Origin of the sequence: Curtobacterium sp. ME-Dv--P-122a, assembly GCF_030209645.1 — a bacterium.
GTDB lineage: Bacteria > Actinomycetota > Actinomycetes > Actinomycetales > Microbacteriaceae > Curtobacterium > Curtobacterium flaccumfaciens.
On the sequence record NZ_JARVRO010000006.1, the window covers coordinates 16,332 to 36,397 of the forward strand.

Annotated in this window: 21 protein-coding genes; 8 read left to right on the forward strand and 13 right to left on the reverse strand. The window is 71.9% G+C overall.

Annotated elements, in window-relative coordinates; genetic code table 11:
• Window positions 1-136 precede the first annotated feature (136 nt).
• From QRN49_RS04815 to QRN49_RS04830, 4 genes are all read right to left on the reverse strand, one after another.
• Complete coding sequence (locus QRN49_RS04815; RefSeq protein WP_284754112.1) at window positions 137-1,747, reverse strand: dihydrolipoamide acetyltransferase family protein; 1,611 nt, start codon at window positions 1,745-1,747, stop codon at window positions 137-139.
• 41 nt (window positions 1,748-1,788) lie between these two features.
• The gene (locus QRN49_RS04820) at window positions 1,789-2,748 is read right to left on the reverse strand and encodes an alpha-ketoacid dehydrogenase subunit beta (protein ID WP_110864996.1); all 960 of its coding nucleotides are present in this window, start codon (window positions 2,746-2,748) and stop codon (window positions 1,789-1,791) included.
• Window positions 2,749-2,834: 86 nt separating this feature from the next.
• The gene (locus QRN49_RS04825) at window positions 2,835-3,971 is read right to left on the reverse strand and encodes a thiamine pyrophosphate-dependent dehydrogenase E1 component subunit alpha (RefSeq protein ID WP_071404900.1); all 1,137 of its coding nucleotides are present in this window, start codon (window positions 3,969-3,971) and stop codon (window positions 2,835-2,837) included.
• A 23-nt stretch (window positions 3,972-3,994) separates the two neighbouring features.
• On the reverse strand, window positions 3,995-5,074 hold the full coding sequence (locus tag QRN49_RS04830; protein WP_284754114.1) for a histidinol-phosphate transaminase: 1,080 nt from the start codon (window positions 5,072-5,074) through the stop codon (window positions 3,995-3,997).
• 60 nt (window positions 5,075-5,134) lie between these two features.
• On the opposite strand from QRN49_RS04830, the gene QRN49_RS04835 reads away from it, so the two are divergent.
• The 5 genes from QRN49_RS04835 to QRN49_RS04855 all read left to right on the forward strand — a co-directional run bounded on the left by QRN49_RS04835 (window position 5,135) and on the right by QRN49_RS04855 (window position 9,656).
• Window positions 5,135-5,533, forward strand: coding sequence for a phage holin family protein (locus QRN49_RS04835; RefSeq protein WP_071404898.1), 399 nt, complete (start codon window positions 5,135-5,137; stop codon window positions 5,531-5,533).
• A 47-nt stretch (window positions 5,534-5,580) separates the two neighbouring features.
• Window positions 5,581-6,093, forward strand: a complete 513-nt coding sequence (locus tag QRN49_RS04840) for a low molecular weight protein-tyrosine-phosphatase (protein ID WP_017886476.1) — start codon at window positions 5,581-5,583, stop codon at window positions 6,091-6,093.
• A complete protein-coding gene (gene purB / locus QRN49_RS04845; protein ID WP_284754119.1) occupies window positions 6,090-7,475 on the forward strand; it encodes an adenylosuccinate lyase in 1,386 nt (461 codons plus the stop codon). Before QRN49_RS04840 ends, purB begins: the two co-directional genes overlap by 4 nt.
• A gap of 166 nt (window positions 7,476-7,641) precedes the next feature.
• Window positions 7,642-8,847: a hypothetical protein gene (locus QRN49_RS04850; protein ID WP_284754120.1), complete on the forward strand. Its 1,206-nt coding sequence runs from the start codon at window positions 7,642-7,644 to the stop codon at window positions 8,845-8,847.
• Window positions 8,848-8,849: 2 nt separating this feature from the next.
• A complete protein-coding gene (locus QRN49_RS04855; protein WP_284754121.1) occupies window positions 8,850-9,656 on the forward strand; it encodes a L,D-transpeptidase family protein in 807 nt (268 codons plus the stop codon).
• A gap of 82 nt (window positions 9,657-9,738) precedes the next feature.
• Here the strand turns inward: QRN49_RS04855 and QRN49_RS04860 are convergent, their stop codons facing one another.
• On the reverse strand, window positions 9,739-10,653 hold the full coding sequence (locus QRN49_RS04860; protein ID WP_284754122.1) for a LysR family transcriptional regulator: 915 nt from the start codon (window positions 10,651-10,653) through the stop codon (window positions 9,739-9,741).
• A gap of 72 nt (window positions 10,654-10,725) precedes the next feature.
• Between QRN49_RS04860 and QRN49_RS04865 the strand changes: the two genes are divergently transcribed.
• Window positions 10,726-11,748: an EamA family transporter gene (locus QRN49_RS04865; RefSeq protein WP_284754123.1), complete on the forward strand. Its 1,023-nt coding sequence runs from the start codon at window positions 10,726-10,728 to the stop codon at window positions 11,746-11,748.
• Here QRN49_RS04865 and QRN49_RS04870 read toward each other — a convergent pair.
• Window positions 11,717-12,694 carry an epimerase gene (locus QRN49_RS04870; protein ID WP_284754124.1) on the reverse strand — a complete coding sequence of 326 codons (978 nt, stop codon included), beginning with the start codon at window positions 12,692-12,694 and terminating at the stop codon, window positions 11,717-11,719. The genes QRN49_RS04865 and QRN49_RS04870 overlap by 32 nt on opposite strands.
• 1 nt (window position 12,695) lies before the next feature.
• Complete coding sequence (locus QRN49_RS04875; protein ID WP_284754125.1) at window positions 12,696-13,364, reverse strand: DUF4166 domain-containing protein; 669 nt, start codon at window positions 13,362-13,364, stop codon at window positions 12,696-12,698.
• 47 nt (window positions 13,365-13,411) lie between these two features.
• Here QRN49_RS04875 and QRN49_RS04880 point away from each other — a divergent pair, with 47 nt between their 5' ends.
• Window positions 13,412-14,320, forward strand: a complete 909-nt coding sequence (locus QRN49_RS04880; RefSeq protein ID WP_284754126.1) for a cation diffusion facilitator family transporter — start codon at window positions 13,412-13,414, stop codon at window positions 14,318-14,320.
• A gap of 216 nt (window positions 14,321-14,536) precedes the next feature.
• On the opposite strand, the gene QRN49_RS04885 is transcribed toward QRN49_RS04880, so the two are convergent.
• Entirely contained in the window at window positions 14,537-15,142 is a 606-nt protein-coding gene (locus tag QRN49_RS04885; RefSeq protein WP_284754127.1) for a hypothetical protein, read from the reverse strand.
• A gap of 120 nt (window positions 15,143-15,262) precedes the next feature.
• Window positions 15,263-16,552, reverse strand: coding sequence for an MFS transporter (locus QRN49_RS04890; RefSeq protein WP_284754128.1), 1,290 nt, complete (start codon window positions 16,550-16,552; stop codon window positions 15,263-15,265).
• Window positions 16,553-16,600: 48 nt separating this feature from the next.
• Here QRN49_RS04890 and QRN49_RS04895 point away from each other — a divergent pair, with 48 nt between their 5' ends.
• A complete protein-coding gene (locus tag QRN49_RS04895) occupies window positions 16,601-17,512 on the forward strand; it encodes a LysR family transcriptional regulator (protein WP_284754129.1) in 912 nt (303 codons plus the stop codon).
• A 133-nt stretch (window positions 17,513-17,645) separates the two neighbouring features.
• On the opposite strand, the gene QRN49_RS04900 is transcribed toward QRN49_RS04895, so the two are convergent.
• From QRN49_RS04900 to QRN49_RS04915, 4 genes are all read right to left on the reverse strand, one after another.
• Window positions 17,646-18,410 (reverse strand): hypothetical protein, encoded by a 765-nt coding sequence (locus tag QRN49_RS04900; RefSeq protein WP_194653941.1) that lies wholly within the window; start codon window positions 18,408-18,410, stop codon window positions 17,646-17,648.
• Window positions 18,400-18,939, reverse strand: a complete 540-nt coding sequence (locus QRN49_RS04905; RefSeq protein ID WP_017886488.1) for an RNA polymerase sigma factor — start codon at window positions 18,937-18,939, stop codon at window positions 18,400-18,402. Before QRN49_RS04905 ends, QRN49_RS04900 begins: the two co-directional genes overlap by 11 nt.
• Before the next feature lie 121 nt (window positions 18,940-19,060).
• A complete protein-coding gene (locus QRN49_RS04910; protein ID WP_071404886.1) occupies window positions 19,061-19,324 on the reverse strand; it encodes a hypothetical protein in 264 nt (87 codons plus the stop codon).
• Window positions 19,321-19,980 (reverse strand): DUF308 domain-containing protein, encoded by a 660-nt coding sequence (locus QRN49_RS04915; protein ID WP_284754130.1) that lies wholly within the window; start codon window positions 19,978-19,980, stop codon window positions 19,321-19,323. The genes QRN49_RS04910 and QRN49_RS04915 overlap by 4 nt, the downstream gene beginning before the upstream one ends.
• Window positions 19,981-20,066: the final 86 nt, after the last annotated feature.

Genomic DNA, 20,066 nt, shown 5'->3' on the forward strand with positions numbered 1-20,066 from the left:
GCCGCCGACCCCCGACATCCGTGTGAACACCACGCGACGTTTGCGGAAGCCCGCAGATGGTGAGCAGCAATGGTCGAGTGGCTCGAAGCCACCCGACCATTTCTGCTCACGAAGCGGAACGACCGAACGACCGACGCTAGTCGAGCAGGAGCGCGGGCTCCTCGAGCACCGAGGCGACGTCGTGCACGAAGCGGGACGCCACGTCACCGTCGACGACCCGGTGGTCGAACGACGCACCGATGGTGGTCACCATGCGCGAGCGGACCTCGCCGTCGACGACCCACGGCTTCGGCTTGATCGTGCCCATGGCGACGATCGCGACCTCGCCCGGGTTGAGGATCGGGGTCCCGGTGTCCATGCCGAACACGCCGATGTTCGTGATCGACACCGTGCCGTTCGCCATCTGCTTCGGCGTGGTCTTGCCGTCGCGGGCGGTCAGGGTGAGTTCCTCGAGTGCCTGCGCCAGCTCGAGCAGCGACATGTCCTGCGCGTCCTTGATGTTCGGCACGATGAGCCCGCGCGGGGTCGCCGCGGCGATGCCGAGGTTCACGAAGTGGTGGACGATGATCTCGCGGTCGGTCCAGGTCGAGTTCACCGAACGGTTCCGGCGGACGGCCCAGATGACGGCCTTCGCGACGATGAGCAGCGGCGAGACCTTGACGCCGGCGAACGTCGGCGAGGCCTTGAGCCGCTTGACGAACTCCATCGTGTGGGTCGCGTCGACGTCGACGAACAGCGACACGTGCGGTGCCGTGAACGCGGACGTGGTCATCGCGGTCGCGATGGCCTTGCGGACGCCCTTGACCGGGATCGTCTCGCTGCGGACCTCGCCCCATTCGGGCGTCTCGATGTTCCGGAAGACGCTGGCCTGCTTCGCGTGCCGGATGACGTCGTCGCGGGTGACCTCGCCGGCCAGACCGGTCGCGACGATCTCGGTCAGTTCGACGCCGAGGTCCTTCGCGAGCTTCCGGATCGGCGGCTTCGCCAGCACGTTGGTCGCGGTGCTCTGCTTGTGCGCGGAGCCCGTCCCGAGGGCGCTGATCGCCTCGGCGGTGCTCTCCTCGCCCGGGTCGACGGAGGCTTCGGCCGCCGCGGCGGTGTCCACACTGGAGGCGCGGCTCGCCTCGGCCGCGAGCGCTGCGGCCCGGCGGGCGCCCGGCTTGCGACGGGAGGGCGACGAGGTCGCCGAGCCGTAGCCGACGAGGACGGCACCGGAGGACTCGTCCGTGCCCTGGACGGTCGCGTCGACCGCGACCGGCTGGACCGGCGCCGCCGGCGCGGCGGCAGGGGCAGGTGCTGCCGGTGCGGGGGCAGCGGCGCGTGCCGGCACCGCCGCCGGAGCGGGAGGGGTCTGCGCGACCGGAGCCGACGGGGCGGCAGCGGTCGGAGGGGTGGACGCGATCATGGGCGAGACCGGGGCGGTCTGGGCGACGGGCGCCGCGCCTCCAGGCTGCTCGACAGGCTGTTCCGCAGGCGGCGTGAGGGCCGCACCGGAGGCGACCGAGGCGTCCGAGTCGACACGGATGATCGGCTTGCCGACCTCGACCGTGTCCCCCTCGGACACGAGCAGACCCGTGACGGTGCCGGCGAACGGCGACGGCAGCTCGACGAGCGACTTCGCGGTCTCGATCTCGACGAGCACCTGGTCGACGGCGATCTCGTCCCCGATCGCGACGCGCCACTGCACGATCTCGGCCTCGGTGAGACCTTCACCCACGTCGGGCAGGGGGAATTCGGCGGCGGCCACTACGGCTCCTTCGCGGATCTGGTCGTGCTCGGTCGGACGGGTCAGTAGGCGAGGGCGCGGTCGACGGCCTCGAGGATGCGGTCGGCATCCGGCAGGTGCAGGTGCTCGAGCTTCGAGACCGGGAACGGCACGTCGAAGCCGGAGACCCGGAGCGGCGGTGCCTGCATCGTGTAGAACGCCCGCTCGGCGACGGTCGCGGCGATCTCGCTGCCGACGCTGACGAAGCCGGAGGCCTCTTGTGCGATGACCAGGCGACCGGTCTTGCGGACGGAGGCGAGCAGCGGCTCCCAGTCGATCGGCGAGATCGAGCGGAGGTCGATGACCTCGCAGCTGGTGCCCTCGGCCTCGGCGATGTCCGCCGCCTGCATCAGGGTGGCGACCATGGCGCCGTGCCCGACCAGGGTGACCTCGGTGCCGGTGCGGGCGACGCGGGTGGTGTGCATCGGGACGTGGCCGTCGACGAGGTCCACCTGGCCCTTGGGCCAGTAGCGGGACTTCGGCTCGAGGAAGACCACCGGGTCCTTCGACGCGATGGCCTCCTGGATCATCCAGTAGGCGTCGTTCGGCGTGCTCGGGCTGACGACCCGCAGGCCCGGGGTGTGCGCGAAGTACGCCTCGGGGGACTCCTGGTGGTGCTCCACGGCGCCGATGTGGCCGCCGTAGGGGATGCGGATGACGACGGGCAGCGACATGTGTGCCGGCAGGCGGTTCGCCATCTTCGCGAGCTGCGAGGTGATCTGGTCGAAGCCGGGCCACACGAAGCCGTCGAACTGGATCTCGACGACCGGGCGGTAGCCGCGCAGGGCGAGGCCGATCGCGGTTCCGATGATGCCGGCCTCGGCGAGCGGGGTGTCCCGCACGCGCTCGGCGCCGAAGCGGTCCTGCAGGCCCTCGGTGATGCGGAAGACGCCGCCCAACTGGCCGATGTCCTCGCCCATCAGCAGGACCTTGTCGTCCGCTTCCATGGCCGCGGCGAGCCCGGCGTTCAGGGCCTTGGCCATCGGCAGGGTCGGGGTGGGGTCGCTCGGGACCTCGCCGGCGCCCGGGTGGGAGCGCAGGGTGTAGTCGAAGAGCTGCTCGGTGGTGCTCATGCGTGGGCGCCCCCTTCGAAGCCGGCCTCGTACTGGGCGAGCCAGGCCTTCTGCTCGGTGATCCGCGGGTGCGGTTCGCGGTACACGTTGTCGAACATGACGTCGACGGACGGTGCGGTCAGGGCGACGGTGCGGCGTCGGACGTCGGCGGCGATGTCCTCGCCCTCTTCGTCGAACGCGGCGAACTGCTCGTCCGTCGCACCCTTCGAGCGCAGGTACGCCTCGGACCGGACGATCGGGTCGCGCAGGACCCACTCCTCGAGCTCGCCGTCGGCGCGGTACCGGCTCGGGTCGTCGGAGCTGGTGTGCGCACCGATGCGGTAGGTGTCGGCCTCGATGAAGGCCGGGCCCTGGCCGCTGCGGGCGTGCTCGGTCGCGACGACCGACGCCGTGTAGGACGCGAGGATGTCGTTGCCGTCGATCAGGACACTCGGGATCCCGAAGCCGCGCGGGCGGTCGACGAGCGGCGTCGGGGACTGCACCGACACCGGCACCGAGATGGCCCAGTGGTTGTTCTGCAGGAAGAACACGACCGGCGCCTTGGTCGACGCGGAGAACACGAAGGCCTCGTTCACGTCGCCCTGGCTGGTGGCGCCGTCGCCGAAGTAGACGATCGAGCAGGCATCGCGGTCCGGGTCGCCCGTGCCGACGTCGCCGTCGAGCTTCTGGCCGAGCGCGTACCCGGTGGCGTGCAGGGTCTGCGAGCCGATCACCAGGGTGGAGATGTGCGTGTTGCCGCGCTGGTCCGGGTCCCACCCGCCGTGGGTCTGCCCGCGGTACATCGCGATGATCTCCATCGGCTCGACGCCGCGGTGCATCGTGACGGCGTGCTCGCGGTAGGACGGGAACACGTGGTCCTGGGCGCGCAGGGCGAAGGCCGAGCCGGTCTGTGCCGCCTCTTGCCCGTGGCTGGGCACCCACAGGCCGAGCTGGCCGGTGCGCTGGAGGTTGTGGCCGGCGTGGTCGAACCGACGGGTGAGCACCATGCGGCGGTGCATCGCCAGCAGGGTCTCGTCGGGGATCGCCCGCGCGGCGGCGGCGAACTCGGCGTTCTCGTCGGTCTCCACGAACCGACCCTCGGGGTCGAGGAGCCGGACGGTGGTCGTCGCGGGAGCCGCGGCGCGGAATGACATGCGGGCCAGCGTAGCGCCAGGCACTAGTCGGCCACCTGGAGGTCCCCCACAAGTGAGCGGGCTGTTTGGAGGAGCGTTTCCACAGCTTCGTGCTCGCCGATCGAGATGCGGATGCCCTCTGGCGGGAAGGCCCGGACGATGATGCCGGCGTCCTCGAACGCGGCCGCCGCGGTCGCCGTCCGCTCGCCCGTCGGCAGCCAGAGGAAGTTGCCCTGGGCGTCGGGGACGTCCCAGCCCTGTGCCCGGAGCTCGACGACGATCCGGTCGCGCAGGGTGGCGATCTCGGTCACGCGCTCGAGCAGCTCGGCCTCGCGTTCCAGGCTGGCGAGCGCCGCCGCCTGGCCCTGGGCGGTCACGGAGAGCGGGATGGCGCAGGCGCGGACGGCGTCGAGCACGTAGTCCGGACCGAGCGCGTAGCCCACCCGGAGGCCGGCGAGCCCGTACGCCTTCGAGAAGGTGCGGAGGACCACGAGGTTGGGGTGCACGGCGAGCAGCGGGTGGCCGTGCACGGCGGCTTCGTCGGTCACGAACTCGGCGTATGCCTCGTCGAGCACGACCAGCACCGACTGCGGCACCGCGGCCATGAACGCGTCGAACTCCGCGGCGGTCACGATCGGCCCCGTCGGGTTGTTCGGCGAGCAGACGAGCACCATGCGGGTGCGCTCGGTGACGGCCGCGGCCATCGCGTCGAGGTCGTGCCCGCCGTCCGCACGGTTCGGCACCTGCACGCTCGTGGCGCCGGCGACCGTGACGACCCCGGGGTACGCCTCGAACGAGCGCCAGGCGTAGACGATCTCGTCACCAGGGCCGGAGGTCGCGCGGGCGAGCTCGTGCAGGATCGCGACGCTGCCCGGGGCGACGTGCACCTGCTCGGCGGTCAGCCCGAAGCGGTTGGCCAGCACGGCGCGCAGGGCGAGGGCGGTGGCGTCGGGGTAGCGGTTGTACGAGGTCTGGGCCTGCACGGCCTCGACGACCCCGGGGAGCGGCGGGAACGGGTTCTCGTTGCTCGACAGCTTGAAGGCGGAGTCGGACGCCTGTCGCCCCTGCTTGTACGCGGGGAGGACGGCCACCTCGGGCCGGATGTGCACACGCTGCTCGCTCACGGGTCCAGGCTACCGGCAGGCCCACGGCACCCACGAGGGGAACGAGGGCATCATGGGCGCATGCGATTCCTCGTCCGCCTCGTCGTCAACGCCCTCGCGCTCTGGCTCACCACGCTCATCGTCAGCGGCGTCTCCGTGACGCCGTTCGGTGACGGCGGGACCACTGCGACCGTCCTCACCTTCCTGCTCGTGGCGTTCGTGTTCGGTCTCGTGAACGCGGTGATCGGCACGCTCATCCGGATCGTGGCGTTCCCGCTCTACATCCTCACGCTCGGGCTCATCTCGTTCGTCGTGAACGCGATCCTGCTGCTCATCGTCGCGGGCATCTCGGAGGCGTTCGGCTTCGGGCTCGAGGTCGACTCCTTCGGCTGGGGCATCGTCGGCGCCTTCGTGCTCGCGGTCTTCGCCTGGCTGATCGGGCTCTTCGCCCGCCCGGTGCTCAACCGCCAGCGGGCGTGACCCCGGCGGACCTCGCGGAGGACCCCGCCCTGCGTCATGATGTGCTCATGACCCAGGACGTCGACGCCCCGTTCCGCGTCTCGTTCGTCTGCAGCGGCAACATCTGCCGCTCCCCCATGGCCGGTGTCGTGTTCGCGCAGATCGCCGCGGACGCCGGTCTCGCCGACCGATTCCAGGTGGAGTCGGCCGGTACCGGTGACTGGCACGTCGGCGAACCCGCCGACGAGCGCACGATCGCAGCGCTGGCGGCGCGCGGATACGATGGCAGCAGGCATCGCGCCCGTCAGTTCGACCCGGACCGGTTCCCGGACCTCGACCTGGTGGTCGCACTCGACCGCTCCCACGAGCGCATCCTGCGTTCGTGGGCCCCGACCATGGACGACTCCGCCAAGGTGACGCTCCTGTTGCGGTACGACGCCGCCTGGCCCCAGCAGGCCGACGTGCCGGACCCGTACTACGCGGACCGGCACGAGTTCGACCGAGTGCTCTCGACCGTCGAACGGGCCTGCCGGGCGCTCTTCCACCAGCTCGAGCCGGCAGTCCGTCAGGGAGCCCCATGACCCCCCTTCCCCCGCAGCCGATCAGCCCGCTCGACGGGCGCTACTACCCGATCGTGCACACGGTGGGCGAGCACCTCTCCGAGGCCGGCCTCAACCGCGCGCGCATCGTGGTCGAGGTCGAGTGGCTCATCTTCCTGACCGACCACGCGATGTTCACCACCTCGCCGCTCAGCGTCGACGACAAGACAGCACTGCGCGCGATCGTCGAGACCTTCGGCCAGGACCAGATCGCGGAGCTCGCCGAGATCGAGGCGACGACCCGTCACGACGTCAAGGCCGTCGAGTACTTCGTGCGCCGCCGGCTGTCCGAGCTCGGGCTCGACGCGATCGCCGAACTCACCCACTTCGCTGCCACGAGCGAGGACGTCAACAACCTGTCCTACGCACTCACCGTGCGGGACACCGTCGACCAGGTCTGGCTGCCCGGCTTCCGTGCCGTGCTCGAGAAGCTCCGGACGCTCGCCGTCGAGCTGAAGAGCGTGCCGATGCTCTCGCACACCCACGGTCAGCCGGCCACCCCGACGACGCTCGGCAAGGAGCTGGCGGTCGTCGTCTACCGACTCGAGCGCGTGCTCGCCCAGATCGAGGGCGGCGAGTACCTCGGCAAGTTCTCCGGCGCGACCGGCACCTTCTCGGCACACCTCGCCGCCGACCCCGAGGCCGACTGGCCCGCGTTGTCCCGCGAGTTCGTCGAGGGCCTCGGCCTGACGTGGAACCCGCTCACCACGCAGATCGAGTCGCACGACTGGCAGGCCGAGCTCTACGACCGGGTTCGTCACGCCAACCGGATCCTGCACAACCTGGCCACCGACGTGTGGACCTACATCTCGATGGGGTACTTCACGCAGATCCCGGTCGCGGGGGCCACCGGGTCGTCGACGATGCCGCACAAGATCAACCCGATCAAGTTCGAGAACGCCGAGGCGAACCTCGAGATCTCGTCGGCGCTCTTCTCGACACTGTCCGAGACCCTCGTGACCAGCCGGTTGCAGCGCGACCTGACCGACTCCACCACGCAGCGGAACATCGGCGTCGCGTTCGGGCACTCGCTGCTCGCGCTCGACAACCTGCGCCGCGGACTGGGCGAGATCGCCGTGAACGAGGCCAAGCTCGCCGACGACCTCGACCACAACTGGGAGGTCCTCGCCGAGGCGATCCAGACGGTCATCCGCGCCGAGGTCACCGCCGGGCAGTCGAACATCGAGGACCCCTACGCGATGCTCAAGGAGCTCACGCGCGGCAAGCGGGTGAGCCAGCAGGACCTCATCGTGTTCGTGAACCGTCTGGACATCTCCGACGGCGCGAAGGCCCGGCTGACCAACCTGACGCCGGCGACCTACACGGGCCTGGCGGACGAGCTGGTCGACCACCTCGACGTCTGAGCACGACGGACCGGCGGCCGGACGGTCGTCGGTCCGTCATCGGATCCGCGTCCGGGGGGTGCGGAATCCTGAGCGGTTCGATAGGTTCGTATCGCTGAGTACATCTCAGCACGGGGGGCGTCGCAGTGGATGCACCCTGTCCACTGACCGGATGGATCTCCACACCGTGCTTCGTTCTCGCATCACCGCGGCCGCCGTCGGCGCCACCGTGCTCGGCGTCTCCGCCGCCCTCGTCCCGACGGTCTCGACCGCAGTCGTGACGAGCACCGCTGCTTCGGCCATCGTCACCTGGACCGACTCGGCCGACGACTTCACCGCCGCGCCGACCGGCACCTTCCCGCTGACCGACCAGTGGTACTGGGCGTCCGTGACCGACCTGGACGGTGGCGGTTCGATCACCGATCACGCCACGCTGGACGAGGACGGCCTGTCCGTCTCCGAGGGCGAGGCCGTCGGCCTGGTCCGCGGCCTGAACAAGCCCGTGCCCGCGAGCAGCGTCCCCGCCCTCGCCGCCGGCATCAGCATGACGACCACCGGGGCGACGAGCTTCGGTCTCGCGGTCAAGGAGGGCGGCGACGCCAGCGCGCAGACCGTGGTCTTCGCCACGGACGCGCCCGAGACCGGTGACGGCGTCGGCATCTCCGACGGCACCAGCAACTGGATCGACCCCGCGACCGGCGAGGTCGAGTCGACGACGGAGCTCACCGCCGACCTCGAGGCCGCCGACGCGCAGGTCGTCGGGTACGTCGTCTACGTCGGCATCGACGTCGCCGCCGACACCACGGCGCCGCCGACGCCCGAGCCGACCGAGACGCCCGCTCCGACCGACGAGCCCACCCCGGCCCCGACCGTCGACGGCACCCCGGCACCGAGCGCGCTGCCCAGCAGCGAGCTGAAGAGCCTGGCCGCCCCGCTCGAGGCGAACGGTCAGTCCCTCGCCGCCGACGCCAGCGGTTCGATCTCCGCGCTGCGCATCGACGACACCACGACGTACTTCACGCCGCAGCCCACCGCGACCATCGACGCCCCGACGTCCGTGCGCGTGTCGCAGACCCTCACCGGATTCCAGGTGACGGGTGCAGGCTTCGCCCCGAACGAGTCCGTCGCGGCGACCGTCACGCAGGGCGGCGAGACCTACTCGATCCGCACCAACGCTTCGGTGGCGGACGACGAGGGCGACATCGTCGTCGTGGTGGTCCTGCCCGAGGGCGCCGTGAGCGCCGGCGCGTACACCGCCACGCTCGAAGGCCGGTCCTCGAGCCAGACCGCTTCGGCCGATGGCACCTTCGTCGCCGACCCGGCCGCTGCCGGTGACCCGGGCACGGCACCGGTCGCCGTCCCGGTGCCCGGAACGGCGAACTTCACGGGCTGATCTTGCCGATCCTCCCGACCGAGCCACGGCGGCGTGCGACTGTGATCGCCGCCGCCGTGGCCGTCGTCTGTGCGGGGGCCGTCGCGTTCGTCGCGCTCGGTCCCCTGTCAGCAGCGCCCGCCCCGACACCGACCCGGTCCGTCGCGGCACCGACGCCGACCCCCACGACGACACCGGAGCCGACCCGGTCGGCAGCACCCGTCGACGCGGTCGACGCCCCGGCCAGCACCACCGTCGCCGCCGTGACCGGCGCGTCCGTCCCGGTCAGCGCGAGCGCGGGCGGCACGGCGACACAGACCCTCGAGAACCCGCAGGCGTCCGGTGCCCCGCTCGTCTTCCGGGTCGTCGACCAGCAGGACGGCTGGGCGGAGGTGCAGCTCGCACAGCGCCCGAACGGCAGCACCGGATGGGTGCCGACCAGCGCCGTCACCCTGACCGAGGACCCGTACGCGATCGTCGTCACCCGCTCGACGAAGACGCTCGACCTGTACAAGGACGGCAAGGTCGTCGACAGCTACCCCGTCGCCACCGGCACCGGCGGCACCCCGTCGCCGACTGGCCGGTTCGCGCTGACCGAGCTGCTCGCGCCGACGAACGAGGGCTACGGCCCGTACGCGTACGGCACGACGGCGTTCTCGGACGTGCTCAACTCGTTCGGCGGCGGCCCCGGCCAGATCGGGCTGCACGGCACGGAGGACACGTCGAGCATCGGCACCGCCGCCTCGCACGGCTGCATCCGCATGCACAACGCCGACATCACCGCGCTGGCGGAGCGCCTGCCGCTCGGCACGCCGTTCCAGGTGCGCTGACGTTCCAGGTGCGCTGACGTTCCAGGTGCGCTGACAGGCGGCCTGGAGGCACGGCGTGCGCCCGGCAGTGGGCGCCACCGTCTCAGGTGGTGACGTCCAGGGCGACGGCGACCAGCGCCTCCAGGACGGTGCGCACCACGGGACGGACGGCACGGTCGGGGCGGACCAGTGCCTCGATGCGGCGTCCGGCACGGACGTCGGCGAGTTCCGCCAGGTGGAAGCGCCCGGCGGCCCGCGTGCCCGACGTGTACCGCGGGACGAGTGCGATGCCGTGACCGGACGCCACCAGGTTCTCGATGACCGGCAGGTGGATCGTGCGGAACGCGACGCTCGGCGGGGTGTCCGTCGCCGCGGCCATCGCGTGCAGCACGCGGTCGATCGGGTAGCCCTCCGGCACGCCGATCCAGCGTTCCCCGACGACCTCGTCGATGCCCACGCGTGCGCGGCCGGCCAGGGCGTGCCCGGGCGGCAGGGCGACGTCGAGGGGTTCGCGGAGCAGCGGCACGGTGTCGACCGATCCCTGGTCGGCCGGGCGGACGCCGTCGGACCGGTGCCCGACGACCACGTCGTGGTCGGCCGCGAGCGGTGCGAACTCCCCCTCGCTGACGTCCACGTCGACCAGGGTCAGCGCGATGCCCGGGTGTGCCTGCATCCGGGTGAGCACGCCGGGCAGCAGCAGTTCCGCCGCCGACGGGAAGATCGCCAGCGACACCGGTCCGGTCGTGCCGCCGAGGTGCTCCTGCCAGGCGGCGTCCACCCGCGCGATGGCGGTCGCGACCCCGGACGCCAGGCCCGCGAGCACTTCGCCGTGCGGGGTCAGCCGGACGCCGCGCCCGACGCGCTCGACCAGCGGGACCCCGACCTGCCGCTGCAGCGTCTGCAACTGCTGGGAGACGGCGCTCGGTGTGCGGTGGGTGGCCTCGGCGACCGCCGTGACGCTGCCGCGCTCGGCGAGCTCCCGCAGGACTGCCAGCAGCTGCACGTCGAAGTCGACCATGCAGGGAGCCTACATCGTCGTTCTCGCAGGATTCGATGGACCTACAACGTCGTGCCGGGGACGATGAGGAGCATGACCACCCGAGACCGCCTGCTTGCCGTCGTCGTCGCCGTGGTCTGGGGACTGAACTTCCCCGCGACGGCGCTCGCGCTCGAGCACTTCCCACCGTTCCTGCTCGCAGCGCTGCGGTTCACGATCCTGGCGGTCCCGACGCTGCTGTTCGTGCCGCGGCCGCGGATCCCGTTCGGGCGACTGCTGCTCGTCGGCCTCGGGCTCGGGGTGCTGCAGTTCTCGTTCCTGTACCTCAGCATGGCGTCCGGCATGCCGTCGGGGCTGGCCTCGCTCGTGCTGCAGGCATCCGCGCCGTTCACGGTGGTGCTGGCCGGGGTGTTCCTGCGCGAGCGGCTGACCGGCCGGCAGGTCGTCGGGGTCACCGTCGCCGTGGCCGCCCTCGCCGCGATCGCCCTGCACCGCTCCCAGACCGCCGCGCTGCTGCCCGTCGTGCTCGCGCTGTGCGGTGCGCTCGGGTGGGCGATCGGCAACGTCGCGACCCGGCGCGCGGGGGCCGCGAACCCGCTGCACCTGACCCTGTGGTGGTCCGTCGTGCCGCCGGTCCCGATGGTCGTGCTGTCACTCGTGGTCGAGGGACCGGAGCGCATCGGTACCGCTCTGGGCACCGCGTTCACGGCGGCGGCGCTGCCCGCCGACCTCGGCCTGCTCTACATCGTGGTCGTCGCGACCCTGGTGGGGTACGGCATCTGGTCGCGGCTGCTGGCGGCCTACCCCTCGAGCACGGTCGCGCCGTTCTCGATGCTCGTGCCCGTGGTCGGGGTGCTCGCGTCGTGGGCGGCCTTCGGCGAGGTGCCCGACCTGGTCGAGGTGCTCGCCGGCGCGGTCGTCGTGGCCGCCGTGCTGTGGTCGTCGCGACCGGCGGGGGACCGCGGACCGCGGCCGGCCCTCGCCGACGAGGTCGCACGAAGTGCCGCTGCCGTGTCGCCGAGGTCGCACGACGTGCCGCCCGGTCCGCTCGCGAGCGGCAGTCCGCGCGATCTCGACCCGGCGCTCAGCCCCGGTGCTGGCGACGCTCCGCGATGATCCCGGCGAGCGCCCCGCGCAGGTGCGGGTACCGGAACTCGTAGCCGGCCTGGGTCAACCGGGTCGGCACCACCCACCGGCTCTTCAGCACGAGTTCGGTCTCGGTGCGGATCGCGAACGACCCGAGCTCGAGCATCCACCGCCAGGTCGGCACCCCGAACCGGCGCCCGACGGCGTCGCGGAGGGTCGCCATCACGGTGCGGTTGTCGGACGGGTTCGGGCTCGAGATGTTCACCGGCCCCTCGATCTCCGGGTGGTCGCGGAGGAACCGGATCGACCCCAGGACGTCGGCGATGTGCACCCAGCTGAAGCGCTGCCGACCGTGCGTGGGCCGGTGGTGGTGGTACGTGCCGCTGCGGAGCCGGGAGCGCGTCGGTACCCACGGCCCGTCGTACTGCGGCCCGCCGAGGCCCGCCTGCGCGAGCCGGAGGAGCGGCAGCAGGGCGCTGCCGTCGCCGAACACGATCGCCATCCGCAGCGCCACGCGACGGGTGCCGGGCAGGTCGGCGCCGAAGAAGGCGTCCTCCCACGCGCGGGCGACGGAGACCGAGAACCCCTCGCCGATCTCCCCCGTCGCTTCGTCCTGTGGGCGGTCGTCGGCGTGCCGGTAGATCGTCGCGGTCGAGGCGTTCATCCACAGCGGCGTCGGGTGCTCGGACGTCCGGATGGCCTCGGCGAGCTCGAGCGTGGTGTCCACCCGCGAGCGCATGATCTCCGCACGGTTGCGTCGGCCGTACCGGCAGTTGACGCTCTTGCCCGCCATGTTCACGACCATCGCGGCGCCGTCGACGAGTTCCCGGATGCGCATGGTGTTGCCCCACACGGCGTCGCCGGTCCGGCCGACGGTGACGACCCGGTACCCCTCTTCGGTGAAGGCGTCCCGCAGGTACCGCCCCACGAAGCCGCTCGCTCCCGCGACCACGACGCGGCCCTTCTGGTCGCTCATCTCATCCCCGTTCTGTGTCCGGCGCGATCTCGTACCGGAACGCCCCCTCGTACCGGTACAGCGTGCCGAGCACCGGCGCCGCGAGCACCAGGGACACGCGCTGCAGGTCGGCTTCGTCATCGAATCGTTCTGTGAGCGTCACACGCGGGCTCAGGGCGGCCGGGAGGCGCAGATCGCGTCCCAGCGCACGGAACGTCACGCGCGTGGAGACCAGGCGCAGGGCGCCCGCGTCGGGACCGTCCGCGTCGACCTGCGCCCGGAGCCGGGCGCTGACGCGCCCGTGGCGACCGAGGTGGTCGACCAGGCCGTCCGGTTCGGCGGTGATGGCGTCCACCATCGTGCGGCTCCCGGAGCGGAACCGGAAGGTGCGGTGCGCGCGGACGGCGACCCGGGCCTCCAGGCTGACCCCTGACCCGCGGCGGACGCGAGTCGGCCGGTTCTCGACCGTGAACGGGACGTCCCGCTCCCAGACCGGGAACATGACGGAGTCGCGGGCGAACACCGCGAGCACCGGCCAGAGCCACCGACGTGGAGTGCCGACGACGTCGAAGACGCCCTCGCCGCGGCCGACGTGCCCGGGCGGGACGGGGCCGAAGTACGTGCGGAGCCGCTGGTGCAGCCGGGCCAGCACGTCCGGCGGTGTGGACAGCTCGTAGGGCGACCGGGTCACGTCCCGATCCTGGCATGTCGTCGGTGCCGATCCCTACGATGTGGCACATGGGTCACGACCACGGAGCAGGGCACGCGTCCGAGCGCGCACTGCTCATCGCGTTCTGCATCTCGGCGGGCATCCTGCTCGCCGAGGTCGTCGGCGCCGTGGTCACGGGTTCACTCGCGCTGCTCGTCGATGCCGGGCACATGGTCGTCGACACCGGCGGACTCGGCATCGGGCTGGTCGCGACGCGGCTCGCCCGCCGGTCCCCGACCGCGCAGCGCACCTGGGGCTTCCAGCGGGCCGAGGTCCTCGGGGCCACGGCACAGGCCGCGATCCTGCTCGCCGTCGGGGTCTACGTGATCATCTCGGCGGTGCAGCGGCTGTTCGTGCCGGAGGAGATCCACTCCGGGCCGCTGCTCGTCTTCGGCATCGTCGGCCTCGTCGGCAACCTGGTGGCCTACGCGGTGCTGCTGCGGGCCTCGGGCGAGGGGTTCACCTCGCGCGCCGCCCGGCTCGAGGTCCTCAACGACACCCTCGGCTCGGTCGCCGTCATCATCGCCGCGATCGTGCTCATGCTGACCGGGTGGGAGCGGGCGGACTCCGTCGCCGCGATCCTGATCGGCCTGCTCATCCTGCCGCGGGCGATCCGGCTGCTGCGCGAGACCGCGAACGTGCTGCTCGAGTCGACGCCGCCGGGGCTCGACCTCGACGACGTGCGTGGTCACATCCTCGAGCTCGACCACGTCATCGCGGTGCACGACCTGCACGCGACTCTCGTGGCGACCGGGGTGCCGAACCTGACCGCGCACGTGGTCGTCGACGACCACTGCTTCTCGACGGCGCACGCCCCGGCGATCCTCGACGAGCTGCAGCGGTGCGTGGCGGAGCACTTCGACGTGCCGGTGGAGCACTCGACGTTCCAGTTGGAGCCGGTGTCGCACCGGCGGCACGAGTACGAGGTGCACGCGTAGGGTCCGCGCGCGGGCGTGCGGGCGTGCGGGCGTCGCGATCGGGGGCGCTGCGGCGGGGGTGGCGACGCCGAACGACAGAGTCGACGTCGTACGACGACGACATTGACGCTTCGTGCACACGCGGACTGTTGCGTGGCACCGGTTGCGACAGGGCCGATGTCGTACGACAACGGTGGTGTCGTACGGCGTCAGTGGGCAGCGCCCCGCCCGCCCGCGTCAGCAGTCGTCGGTGCGCGTGGGGTACGCCGTGATCACCCGGTCGGTGGTGGCCGAGACGATCACCTTGACCCAGGGCTCGTCGTCGGGGCGTGCGCCGTCGTCGAACCGGACGGGTGCGGCGTAGCAGACCTTGCCGTCGCCGGCGTCGAGCGGGAACCCGGGGCGCGGGTCCTCGAGCGCCGTCTGCACCGCCGTGAGCATGGCGTCGTCCCAGTCGCGCGAGCCGTGCCCGGTGACGACGTCCTGCCAGTCGGCGGTGTGCCGCACCCGGATGTGCTCGTAGCCCTGGGCAGCGGTGCCGCACTGCAGGGTGACGCGGCCCAGGGCCTCGGTCTCGTACTGCGCGACGGCCGCCTGGCTCGTGGTGTCGCACCGGCCGAGCGCGGTGCTGCCGGGCATGTCCGGCCCGGTGCGGGTGATGGTGACGGTGCCGTCACCGGCGGCCGTCGGCACGTCGCTCGGCGTCCGTGAGGCCGAGCCGGCACCGATGGTCGGGTCGTCCGCGCCCTGCCGTGCCGTCAGGAACAACCCGCCGGCGAGGAGACCGGCGGCGACCACGGCCGCGACGCCGGTGATCACGGGACGGTTGCGGTTCCGGGGCACGCGCCCAGTATGCCGGGAGTTCGACCGCACGACGGAACCAGGTACCGGACACGGCACCGCGCGATCGCGTGGTTCGGTGTCCGGAACCTGGTTCCGGGCGGACGGGAGGCCCACCAGGCGTCAGGCGCGCGCGGCCAGTCGGGTGCCGGCGATGACGGCCAGGACGGCGACGAGCACCACGTACCCGATCAGGACGGGGAGCGTCGGGATCACCAGCAGCGCTGCCCCGACGGCCACGACCGGCACGGTGAGCCCGGCGTAGGCGATGAGGAACGTGGCGGCGAGCACGCCGCCTCGACGCTCCGGGCCGACGAGTGCTGCGGCGCTGCCGATCGCGGCGCGGAACAGCAGGCCGACGCCGGCTCCAGCGACGACCCCGCCGCCGATGAACCCGGCGACCTGCAACAGGACCGCGGCGACGGCGAGGACGACCAGCCCGATGACCAGGAGCACCATGCCGAGCCGGATCTGCGCACGCTGCGACAGTCGGGCGAAGACGATCTGCGACAGCGCGCTCGCGGCGAAGACCCCGAAGGTCGTGGCTCCGGCGGCCAGGCGGTCGGTGACGTGGAAGGTGGTGCCGAGGAAGCTCGGCGCGACCGAGGTGAAGAGGCCCTGCACGGCGAGCGCGGCGAACGCCGCTGCCCCGGCGGCCCAGAACGCGGCACCCTGCCCCTCCGGCGCCTGCATGCGCTGCGGGCGGTAGGCCACGGGCTGCTCGGGACGGTCGACCGTCTCCGGTGCGGCCAGCACGAGCACGAACGCGACGGCCAGCGCGATCACGAACACCACGTACGGGACCATGAGCGGCTGCCCGACGAACTCGGCGAGTGCTCCGCCGACCAGGGCGCCGAGCGACAGGCCACCGAGGTTCACCGCCCCGGCAGCGACGCTCGCGCCCTTCGCGGAGTCGCTCGACCCGGTGGCACGGACCCGGAGCTCACCGAGGTGTGCCGTCGCGGTCGCCGTCAGCGTCCCGACGCCGAGGCCGGTCACGAGCCGGGCGACGATGAGGCCGGTGACGTCGTTCCAGAGCAGGAACAGCACGGCGGCGACGAGTTCGAGGGCGATCGACACCAGGATGAGCGGACGGCGTCCGTGCACGTCGCTGAGGTGTCCCGCCAGGTACAGCGACCCGACGACCCCGACCCCGTACGCCGCGAAGATCACCGTCGTGGTGAAGGTCGGGAAGCCGTCGCGGGCCTGGTAGATGACGTAGAGAGGTGCGGGGACGGTCGCGAAGGCCATCACCGCGAGGAAGGCGAAGGCGACGACCCAGAAGCCGAAACCGTGGCGCCGACGGGTGTGGACACGGCGTCCGCGCGGCGCGACGACACGGTCGCTCGCGGATGCGGGAGCGGCGGTGGTGGCGGGGACGGTGCCCGTCGGGGTGTCGGTGACGGTTGACATGCTCCGATGATCGCGCTCGCGGTGCATCGAGTCCAACGGATGCGCTTGATGTGCACGATCGATCTGCTCGATACTCGGACGATGGAGACCCGACTGCTCGAACAGTTCGTCACCGTCGCCGCCGAGGGCAGCGTCACCCGGGCCGCGGAACGGCTCTGGGCCGCGCAGTCCACGGTGTCCGCGGGCATCGCCTCGCTCGAGCGCAGCTTCGGCGTGCGGCTCTTCGACCGCACCGGCCGACAGCTCGTGCTGACCCCCGCCGGCGAGGACCTGCTCCCCCACGCCCGCGCGGTCCTCGAGTCCCTCGACCGGATGCGCGACCTGGCCACCGCCGACGACGCCGACCTGCGGGGCCGGGTGCGGCTCGGCATCTTCACGAGCATGGACATCGTCGACCTGACGGGCGTGCTGCAGCGGTTCCGGCGGCAGCACCCGCTCGTCGCCGTGGAGCTGATGACCTCACCGTCGGGGACGACCGGCCTCGTGCAGGACCTGGTCGCCGGGCGGCTCGACATCGCCTACACGGGCCTGCCCACCGTGCCCGCCGGCGTCGTCGTGGAGCCGCTGCGGGAGATGCCGTTCCGGGTCTTCACCGCGTCGGACCACCCGCTCGCCGGCCGGTCGTCGGCGTCGCTCGCCGAACTCGCCGACGAGCCCTTCGTCGACACGGCGCACGGGTTCGGCAACCGGATCATCCTCGACGGAGCACTCGAGCGGCTCGGCATCCGTCGGCGCATCGTCGCGGAGATGAACGACATGCCCGCCGTGATCCGGTTCGCCTCGGCCGGGCTCGGCGTCGGGGTCGTGCCGGACTCAGGGGTGCGGTACGACGGGGCGGTGCTCGACCTGGAGGACGAGGTCGACCCGCTCCGCATCGGCCTGGCGGTCCGGACGTCCCCGGAGCCGAGCCGCGCGGTCCGGACGCTGGCGCGCGACATCGTGGCGGCGCGGGTCGGGTGACGCGGGTCGCGTTCACTGTGCTTCGTGAGCAGGAACGGTCGCGTCACGGTGCGCGAGGCGACCGTTCCTGCTCACGATCTGACCACCGACGGACTGGAGGCACGGGTCGGGTCCGCCACGTGCCTCCAGGCCGTCAGTCCCCCCAGATCTCCCCGACGACGGCGTCCAGCAGCCCGTCGGTCGGGAAGTTCGCCTGCCGGATCACGATGAACGTGTCGTCGCGCAGGAAGAAGGTGGAGACCTGGTCCACCGGGGCAGCCTCGGCCGGGACGGACGACTGGCACACCCGCCCGCCGTCGCGGTCCTCGCACTCCAGCGGACTGGTGGCGAGCACGTCCGCGGCCCCGGGCCCGGCCGTCCCGACGGTCATGGTGAGCCCACTGACGTCGGCTCTGGGATCGGCCCACGTGCAGATGATCTTCGACTCGCCGTTCGCCCAGGTGACGTCCTCACCATCGCCGCCGGCCGTCCCGTCCTTCGCCTTCGAGATCTCGGTCAGCGGAGTCTCCCCGAAGAGCCGGGCGTAGTCCTCTGCCGGGACCATGTCGCGGCACGTCGCCGGGATCGTCGCCGCGGCGGGGGTCGGTGTCGACGTCGGGGTGGGCTTCGGCACCGGGGCACCCGTGATCGGGGCGGAGCTCGGCGTCGTGGAGGACGGCGCGGGCTCGGGCTGCTGGGTCTGGGTGGGAGCGGCGACCGGGTCGGCGTTCTGCTGCGACAGGGTCAGGGCGACCGCACCGGTCGCGGTGCCGACGGCGAGCAGCGCGACGACACCGATGACGATCCCGGACCGCCCCCGACGACGCTTCGGGAGCGGGGTGGCACGTTCGAGGACGTTCTGCTTCATCGAGACGAGCATGCGCTGCAGGTCGTCTCCCTGCGGAGGCTCAGTGTTCATCGTGCATCACCACCTTCTTGAGTCGTCGACGGTTGCGGGACACCCGCTGGGTGACCGCGCCGACCGTGAGTCCGAGGAGTTCGGCGGCCTCGGCGTACGAGTGCCCCTCGAGCAGGCAGAGCTCGCAGATGCGGCGGTCGAGGTCCGGGAGCGCGGCGATCTCGGCGCGGACCCAGCGCAGGGTCTCGCGGGCCTCGTCGTGGTCGGCGGGCGAAGCGAGGTGCTCCGGCAGCTCGTCCGTGCGGCGCCGGGCCTGCTTGCGCCCGGTGTTGAAGGCGTGGTTGCGGCACACGACGAGCAGCCACGGCAGCACCGTGTCCGCCGGCAGCTCGAGGGTCGCGGCACGCTGCCAGAGCGTCAGGAACGCGTCCTGCACGATCTCCTCGACGTCGGACCGGTCGTCGACCAGCGCCCACGCGTAGCGGGTGAGGGTGGCGGCGTACCGGTCGAACGCCCGGGCGAGCGCGCCGGTGTCCCCCTGTGCCATCGCACGGACGAGTCCTTCGTCCGTGTCGGTGCCGGTCGTCACGTCCACATCCCACCTCCTTCACTCAGAGGTGTCGGCGGGACCCGCGATCCTGACAGGACCGTGGCGGATTCGTGATCTCGGGCGTGTCCGCCCGGAGAGGTCAGCCGTCAGACGTCAGCCGTCAGTGGAAGTCGTCGCCGTCGCCCTCGCCCGGCGTCTTGTGCCCGCCGAGCATGTCGTTGTCGTCCTGCTCGCTCGACGAGGCGAGCTGCAGCATCGCGAGCACGACGACGACCACGATGAACGCGACGCCGAGGAAGATCACGGCCAGCTGCAGTTCCCGCGTCGAGAACAGCACGACGAGCCCGGTGAACACCGCGATGATCGCGGAGATCCCGAGGAGCTCGACCGGGCGCAGACGGTCACGACGGCTGGGGGTGGTCATGCGTGTGGTGCTCCGTCCGGGGCGACGGCCGGCGTGGCCGTGCCCCACTTGTGCGAGAGGCCGGCGATCACGTGGAAGACGGCCGTGATGGCGAGGTACGCGCCGAGCAGGCCGACGAGCACGATCGAGGCGTCGAGGGTGCCGGTGACCTGCTCCACGCCACCGAGCTGCTGGGAGTAGTCCGGCGGCGTGATGAGGAAGGCGACCGCGAGCAGCAGCGTGAGGCCGCCGATCGTGGTCCAGTCGCGAGCGAAGGGCGAGCGTCGCCGGGCACGGAGCCCCTGCGACAGCTCGAGGGCCCCGGTCAGCACCGCGAACGCGACGATGACCGTGATGAAGGCCGGCAGCCCGAACCCGTTGCACGTGAACGCGGCGACGGCGGCGAGCAGGGTGATGACGGCCTGCAGCACGGTCGTGCGACGCGATCGACCGTCGAGGGGCAGTCGGGAGATCCCGCCGAACAGGAGCACGAGCCCCTCGACCAGGGCGAAGCCGCCGAACAGCAGGAGACCGTAGCCCGCGGCGTGGTTGGTCGAGAAGGTGATCACCATCGCGACGACCGCTGCGGGGACCGCCCGGAGGATCGGGATCGGCCAGTACCGCGCGCGTTGGGTCGCGTCTTCCACGGTGGTGGCGTCGTCCACGGTGTCGGACACGAGACCTCTTTCGGGCATGCGGATCGTGGATCCGATCCTACCGCCGGTGGGGTGGACGCCCGACCGGAGCGGACTCGACCCCCTGT